Source organism: Actinokineospora spheciospongiae, assembly GCF_000564855.1.
Classification (GTDB): domain Bacteria; phylum Actinomycetota; class Actinomycetes; order Mycobacteriales; family Pseudonocardiaceae; genus Actinokineospora; species Actinokineospora spheciospongiae.
The window spans coordinates 44,384-50,909 of the sequence record NZ_AYXG01000230.1; the positions used below are offsets into that span (position 1 = coordinate 44,384).

Consider the following 6,526-nt stretch of genomic DNA (forward strand, 5'->3'; position numbering starts at 1 on the left):
GCACGCCGCACCGGCCCCCGGACTGCCTGGTCCGGGGGCCGGTGTGACGTGTGCGTGAATGGCTGGAGGCGATTTAATTGCTGAGGTAAGCTAACGATCGTGTCGGAGACCGCGGACGAGGGCCTCACCAGCCGGTTGCGGCTGGCGGTGGTGCGGCTCAACCGCAGGCTCCGGGCGCAGCGGGCGAACGAGGACCTGACGCTGACGCAGTTGTCGGCGCTTTCGTGCCTCTACAAGTGCGGGCCGATGTCCCCGGGGGAACTGGCCGCGAACGAGGGCGTGCGACCGCCCTCGATGACCAGGGTGATCGCCGCCCTGGAGGAGTTGGGCCACCTGAGCAGGCGGCCGAACCCGAACGACGGGCGCCAGGCGATCGTGGCGCTCACCGACAGTGGACTGGGCCACGTCCGCACCGACATCTCGGCGCGCGAGGCGTGGCTGGACCGGAGGTTGGCCGAACTCGACCCGGGTGAGCGGGAGATCCTCCACCGGGCCGCCGAGATCATCGACAGGATGGCGGGGAACAAGAACTAGATGCGGGCCTACGCGGGTGACACCCGAGAGCAGCGACCGACCAACGACATCGTCCAGGACCTCGCGCAGCCCTCGGCAGCGTCCCCGCCCGCAAACCCCCCACCCGAGAACGACCGGACCGCCGAGGTGGTCGCGGACAGCGCCGACACCACCGCCGCCGCGCCCACCGGGGAGGCGGACGGCAGGGTCGGCATGTTCTCCTCGCTGCGGGTGCGCAACTACCGGCTGTTCGCCTCCGGGCAGGTCGTGTCCAACGTGGGCACCTGGATGCAGCGGATCGCGCAGGACTGGCTGGTCCTGGTGCTCACCGACAACAACCCGGTGGCCCTGGGCATCGCCGCGGCGCTGCAGTTCCTGCCGACGCTGATGTTCTCGCTGTGGGCGGGTGTGCTCGCCGACCGGCTCGACAAGCGCAAGCTGCTCATCGGGTTGCAGGCGGGCATCGCCACCAGCGCGCTGGTGCTGGGCCTGCTCGACGTCACCGGCGTGGTGCAGGTGTGGCACGTCTACGTGCTGTGCTTCGTGCTCGGCGCGTTCTCCGCGGTGGAGGTGCCCACCCGGCAGTCGTTCGTGGTGGAGATCGTCGGCCGCGACCAGGTGACCAACGCGGTCGCGCTGAACTCCACCAGCTTCAACCTGGCCCGGATCATCGGCCCGGCCATCGCGGGCGTGATGATCACCTTGGTCGGCACCGGCTGGCTGTTCCTGGGCAACGCGGTCTTCACCGTCGCCGTCATCGTCGGGCTGGTCATGATGGACCCGGCGAAGCTGATCCGCGGCCCTCGGCTCGACCGGGCCAAGGGGCAGCTCCGCGCGGGCCTGCGGTACGTGTGGGGCAGGCCGGACCTGATGACGGTGATGGTGCTGGTGTTCTTCGTCAGCACCTTCGGCATGACCTTCTTCGTCAGCCTCGCGGTGGTCGCGGCGAACGTGTTCCAGCGCGACGCCGCGGGCTACGGCCTGCTGTCGACGACCCTGGCCGTGGGCACGCTGGCGGGCGCGCTGGTGGCGGCCCGCCGCTCCGGCCGGGGCAGGCCCCGGACCCGGTTGCTGCTGGTGGCCGCGTTCGGGTTCGGGGTGCTGGAGGTGGTGGCCGGTCTGATGCCCAGCTACCTGACCTTCGCCCTGGCCCTGGTGCCGGTCGGCTTCGCGGTGATGACGTTCATGACCACGGCGAACGCCACCGTGCAGCTCGCGGTCTCCCCGGAGATGCGCGGCCGGGTCATGGGCCTGTACATGCTGGTCTTCGTCGGCGGCAACCCCATCGGCGCCCCGATGACCGGCTGGCTGGCCGACACCTGGGGCGGTCGCTCGCCGTTCTTCGTCGGCGGCGCCGTCGCGGCGGGCGCGGCTCTGGTCTGCGGCCTGGTGCTGCTGCGCCGGGGCGGGGTCAAGCTGCCCGCCCGGGTGCGCGGCCTGCGCATCCTGCGCCGCGGCTGAACTCCCGTCCGACCTGCGGGCCGTCACCTGATCGGGTGGCGGCCCGCGGTTTTTCGGAACCGGGTCTTGCGCTCGTAGTGAAGTAAGGCTAACCTAAGTCTTGTCCGCTTCGTGGTGGGAGCGCGGCAGTCAGTTCGGGAACAGCGAGGCCCCACTCCCAAGCGTCCGGGAGTGGGGCCTCGTTCCTATCCACGGCAGGGGGCTTGTCGGAGCATCCCCGCCGGGCCTGGTGGCCGCTACTGCCCGGGCGTGGGGGCCTGGAGCCCGTTCGCGCCCGCCCTGGCCTGCTCGAACCGCGCGGAGACGTCCGTCCAGTCGACGATGTTCCACAGCTTCTCGATGTAGTCGGTCTTCGCGTTCTTGTACTGCAGGTAGTACGCGTGCTCCCAGATGTCGAACGCCAGCAGCGGGGTGGTGACGATCGACAGGTTCGAGTGGTGGTCCCTGAGCTGCTGGGTGATCAGCCGCTCGCCGACCGGGTCCCAGGCGAGCACGCCCCAGCCGGAGCCCTGGATGGTCCCCGCCACCGCGTTGAGCTGCTTGCGCAGCCCGTCGAACGACCCGAAGTGCTCGTCGACGGCCGCCGCCAGCTCGCCGACCGGCTTGTCGCCACCGTCCGGGCTCAGGTTCTTCCACCACTGGATGTGCAGCGAGTGCCCGGCGAGGTTGAACGCCAGGGTCGTCTCCAGCCCCACGATCGAGCCGAAGTCCCCCTTCTCCCGGGCCTCGGCGATCTTGTCCAGGGTGTCGTTCGCACCCTTGACGTAGGCGGCGTGGTGCTTGCTGTGGTGCAGCTCGTTGATCTCCCCGATGATCACCGGCTCGAGCTGCCCGTAGTCGTAGTCCAGGTCCGGCAGGGCGTAGGGGGCCACGCGCGTTCCTCACTTCTTATCGCCAGTAAGTTCCAACTGCAAGATACTGGCAACAACATCGCCGTGCCCACCAGCCCACCGTGTGGACGACCCCTGGTGACCCATCCCACCCACCGCGCGGATGGACCCGGGGCACCTCATGCCCCTGTGGACAACCCCGACGAGACCTGTGCACAACCCCCGCGAACATCCCAGAACCGTCAGCCCCCGCCGGTAGCGTGGAAACCGGGGGCCGGCGGCCAGGCCACGACTCGGGCGACCGGCCAGGGCGCACGGGAGATCGGGCGCTCGACCAGGCAAGCGCTTGCCCAGCCAGGTCGATGATCGGCGAGGCAGGTGGACGGCCGAGCGGATGCCCGGCAGGCAGATCGATGGCCGAGCGGGTCAACGGTCAGGCGGGCACCCGGCCGGGAAGGTGGGCGGCCGAGCGGATGCCCGACCGAGCGGGTGGACGGTCGGATGGAAGACGGTCGGGTGACCGGGGGTCAGCCGAAGAGGATGAACGGCAGCGCCAGCCAGCTCAGCACGATGCCGCCCGCCACCCCGGCGGCCACCCAGCGCCAGACCGCGACCCGGCGGGCCAGCCAGATCGAGGGCAGCAGCCCCGCGCTGATCACCACGTTGGACACCAGGGCCAGCAGCGGGTTCGTCTCGTGCAGGGTGCTCGCCAGCGACACCACCGCGATGACCGTCACCACCAGCACGAACGCGGCCACGGTCAGGCCGGTGGACCACGGCGTGGGTTCGGCCGGGCGCTCGGCGGCGGTCGGCGGCGGGCTGGGCTCGACCACGACGACCTCGCCGGTGACCGGGTCCGCGTACTCGACCGGCCGACCCAGCGCGTCCGCGACCCGGGCCGCGAGCTGCGCCCCGCGCCGGGAGACCAGGTCGGCGGCGGCGTCCGCGTCACCCCGGTCGACGGCGGCGGCGACCTTGGCCCACTCGCGCAGGGCGCCCGCCAGCTCGCCGCCGAGCGGCAGCGTGTCCGGGTCGACCTCCCGGTTGCCCGTGCCGTCGGTGCCGACCAGCACCGGGCGCTCGTTCCTGACCCGCAGCTCCACCGGTCTCCCTTCGGTCACGTCCACTCCCGGCCGAGCGCGTGGAAGGCGACCGCCCCGGCCGTGGCCACGTTGAGCGAGTCGACGCCGCGCGCCATCGGAATCCGCACCGCCGCGTCGGCCGCCGCGATCGCCTCGTCGGTCAGCCCGGGGCCCTCCGAGCCGAGCAGCAGCGCCACCCTCTGCCCCGGCTCGACCGCCGACAGCGGTTCCGAGTCGGCGCGCGGGGTGAGGGCCAGCACCCGGAAACCCCTGTCCCGCAACCACTGCAACCCGTCCGGCCACGGCTCCAGCGGCGCGAACGGCACCGCGAGCACGTGCCCCATCGACACCCGGACGCTGCGCCGGTACAGCGGGTCGCTGCACCCCGGACCCAGCAGCACACCGTCGACGCCGAGGGCGGCGGCGTTGCGGAACAGCGCGCCCAGGTTCTCGTGGTCGCCCACGCCCTCCAGCACGGCCAGGGTGCGCGCGGTGGCGGTCAGCCCGGCCAGGTCGGGTGGGGCGGCGCGGTCGGCGGCGGCCAGCACACCGCGGTTGAGGTGGAAGCCGACCACCTCGGCCATGACCTCCGCGGTGGCCACGTAGGCGGGCGCGTCCAGGTCGGCGAGTTCACCGGCCAGCGCCTCGACCCGGCGGCGCACGCCGAGCAGGGCGCGCACCGGGTAGCGGGAGGCCAGCAGCCGCTGCACGACCACGACCCCCTCCGCGAGCACCAGCCCGCGCCCACCCGGCCGGTCCGGTCGGCGGTCGGCGGTCGACAGGTCCCGGAAGTCGTCGAGCCGCGCATCCGCCGGGTCGTCCACCTCGATCACCTGCGCCACCCGGGCAGTCTCCCATGCCGCGGCGCTGGCTCCGGGGGGTGACAGGACAATTGCCGAGTGTGATTAATTGATGACCCAGTGCACTGATTTGGCCGCTGACAGGTCCCGGCCGCACATGCGAACGTTGGTCTCCCGGCGGGACGGGGAGGGCAATATGGGCCAGGACGTGAGGACCGATGGCGCTACCCGGGAGGACCACGAGCGCTACCGCCGCAAAGTCCGACTGGGCCTCGACGCCCTGCGCCGGATGCTCACCGACGACGCGTTCGCCGTCGCACCGCCCACCATGGGCCTGGAGATCGAGTTCAGCCTGGTCGACCGCGACCGGCAGCCCGCGATGCTCAACCGCGTGGTGCTGGAGAAGATCGACGACCCGGCGTTCACCCCGGAACTGGGCCAGCACAACCTGGAGTTGAACGTCGACCCGCGCCCGCTGGCGGGCGACGAGCTGCGCGGCCTGGAGGACGACCTGGTCGCGAAACTGGACCTGGCCGAGCGCAAGGCCGCCGACACCGGCGCCTCGCTGGTGATGATCGGCAGCCTGCCGACGCTGCGCGCCGAGCACTTCGACCCCAGGTGGCTGTCGTCGAACGTGCGCTACCGCCGCCTCAACGACCGCATCGTCGCTGCCCGAGGCGAGAACGTGCGCCTGTCGATGGACGGCAGCCCGATGCCCGGCCAGGGCTCCTCAGAACGCCTGCGCAGCCTGCACGACTCGATCCTCGTCGAGTCGGCCTGCACCTCCACCCAACTGCACCTGCAGGTCGCCCCCGACGACTTCGCCGCGAACTGGAACGCGGCGCAGTGCCTGGCCGGGGTGCAGGTGGCGATCGGCGCGAACTCACCGTTCCTGCTGCGCAAGGCGCTGTGGCACGAAACGCGCATCCCGCTGTTCCTCCAGTCCACCGACACCCGCCCAGACGAGCTGAAGAACCAGGGCGTCCGCCCCCGGGTGTGGTTCGGCGAGCGGTGGATCACCTCGATCTTCGACCTGTTCGAGGAGAACGCCCGCTACTTCCCCGGCCTCCTGCCCGAGGTCGACGACGAGGACCCGATCGAAGCGCTGGAGGCCGGGCGGGCGCCCAGGCTCGCCGAGATGCGGTTGCACAACGGCACCATCTGGCGCTGGAACCGCCCGGTGTACGACGTGGGCCCCACCGGCCCGCACCTGCGGGTGGAGAACCGGGTGCTGCCGTCGGGCCCGACCGTGGTGGACCTGCTGGCCAACGCCGCGTTCTTCTACGGCGCACAGCGGGCGCTCACCTCCCCGGACCGTCCCGTGTGGACCCAGATGTCGTTCCAGGCCGCCGAGGAGAACCTCTCGGCCGGGGCGCGGCACGGGTTCGACGCCCGGCTGTACTGGCCGGGCATCGGCTGGGTGCCACCGGAGGAACTGGTGCTGCGCAGGCTGCTGCCCATGGCCCACGCGGGCCTGGCCGAGCTGGGGGTCTCCGCCCGCGTCGCCGACCGGTACCTGGGCGTGATCGAGCAGCGGTGCCTCACCCGGCGCACCGGCTCCTCCTGGCAGCGCGCCGCGGTGGCCGCGCTGGAGGGCCGGGGCCTGGACCGGGACAAGGCGCTGACCGGGATGCTGGGCCGGTACATGGAACTGAGCGCCACCGGCATGCCCGTGCACACCTGGGCGGTGGACCTGTAGGCCGTGCTTCGGCTCAAGCGCCGGTCTTTTGTTGGGTGTGCCCGGGTGGGTGGATGTGCTCGGCTTGGCCGTCTCCTGCAAAGCGCTGGGGTTTGGTGGGTGTGCCCGGCTGGGTGGATGTGTTTGGCCGGGGCCCCTATG

6 protein-coding genes are annotated in these 6,526 nt (G+C 71.7%); 3 read left to right on the plus strand and 3 right to left on the minus strand.

The features are described from left to right. Window positions 1-99: 99 nt before the first annotated feature. Both UO65_RS29575 and UO65_RS29580 read left to right on the plus strand, forming a co-directional pair. Window positions 100-534, plus strand: a complete 435-nt coding sequence (locus UO65_RS29575) for a MarR family winged helix-turn-helix transcriptional regulator (RefSeq protein WP_035289073.1) — start codon at window positions 100-102, stop codon at window positions 532-534. Between the two features lie 192 nt (window positions 535-726). Continuing rightward, complete coding sequence (locus tag UO65_RS29580; protein WP_035289145.1) at window positions 727-1,974, plus strand: MFS transporter; 1,248 nt, start codon at window positions 727-729, stop codon at window positions 1,972-1,974. Between the two features lie 236 nt (window positions 1,975-2,210). Here the strand turns inward: UO65_RS29580 and UO65_RS29585 are convergent, their stop codons facing one another. The 3 genes from UO65_RS29585 to UO65_RS29595 form a co-directional block, all read right to left on the minus strand. After that, the gene (locus UO65_RS29585) at window positions 2,211-2,846 is read right to left on the minus strand and encodes a superoxide dismutase (protein ID WP_035289075.1); all 636 of its coding nucleotides are present in this window, start codon (window positions 2,844-2,846) and stop codon (window positions 2,211-2,213) included. Between the two features lie 485 nt (window positions 2,847-3,331). After that, entirely contained in the window at window positions 3,332-3,925 is a 594-nt protein-coding gene (locus UO65_RS29590) for a DUF2537 domain-containing protein (RefSeq protein ID WP_411431387.1), read from the minus strand. Beyond that, window positions 3,922-4,728, minus strand: coding sequence for a TrmH family RNA methyltransferase (locus UO65_RS29595; protein ID WP_035289081.1), 807 nt, complete (start codon window positions 4,726-4,728; stop codon window positions 3,922-3,924). The genes UO65_RS29590 and UO65_RS29595 overlap by 4 nt, the downstream gene beginning before the upstream one ends. Window positions 4,729-4,882: 154 nt before the next feature. Here UO65_RS29595 and UO65_RS29600 point away from each other — a divergent pair, with 154 nt between their 5' ends. Continuing rightward, window positions 4,883-6,385, plus strand: coding sequence for a glutamate--cysteine ligase family protein (locus tag UO65_RS29600; protein WP_035289083.1), 1,503 nt, complete (start codon window positions 4,883-4,885; stop codon window positions 6,383-6,385). Window positions 6,386-6,526 lie beyond the last annotated feature (141 nt).

Bases quoted from the DNA above. Each gene is read 5' to 3' on its own strand.
- UO65_RS29600 (WP_035289083.1), top strand. From the start codon at position 4,883: ATGGGCCAGGACGTGAGGACCGATGGCGCTACCCGGGAGGACCACGAG.
- UO65_RS29580 (WP_035289145.1), top strand. From the start codon at position 727: ATGTTCTCCTCGCTGCGGGTGCGCAACTACCGGCTGTTCGCCTCCGGG.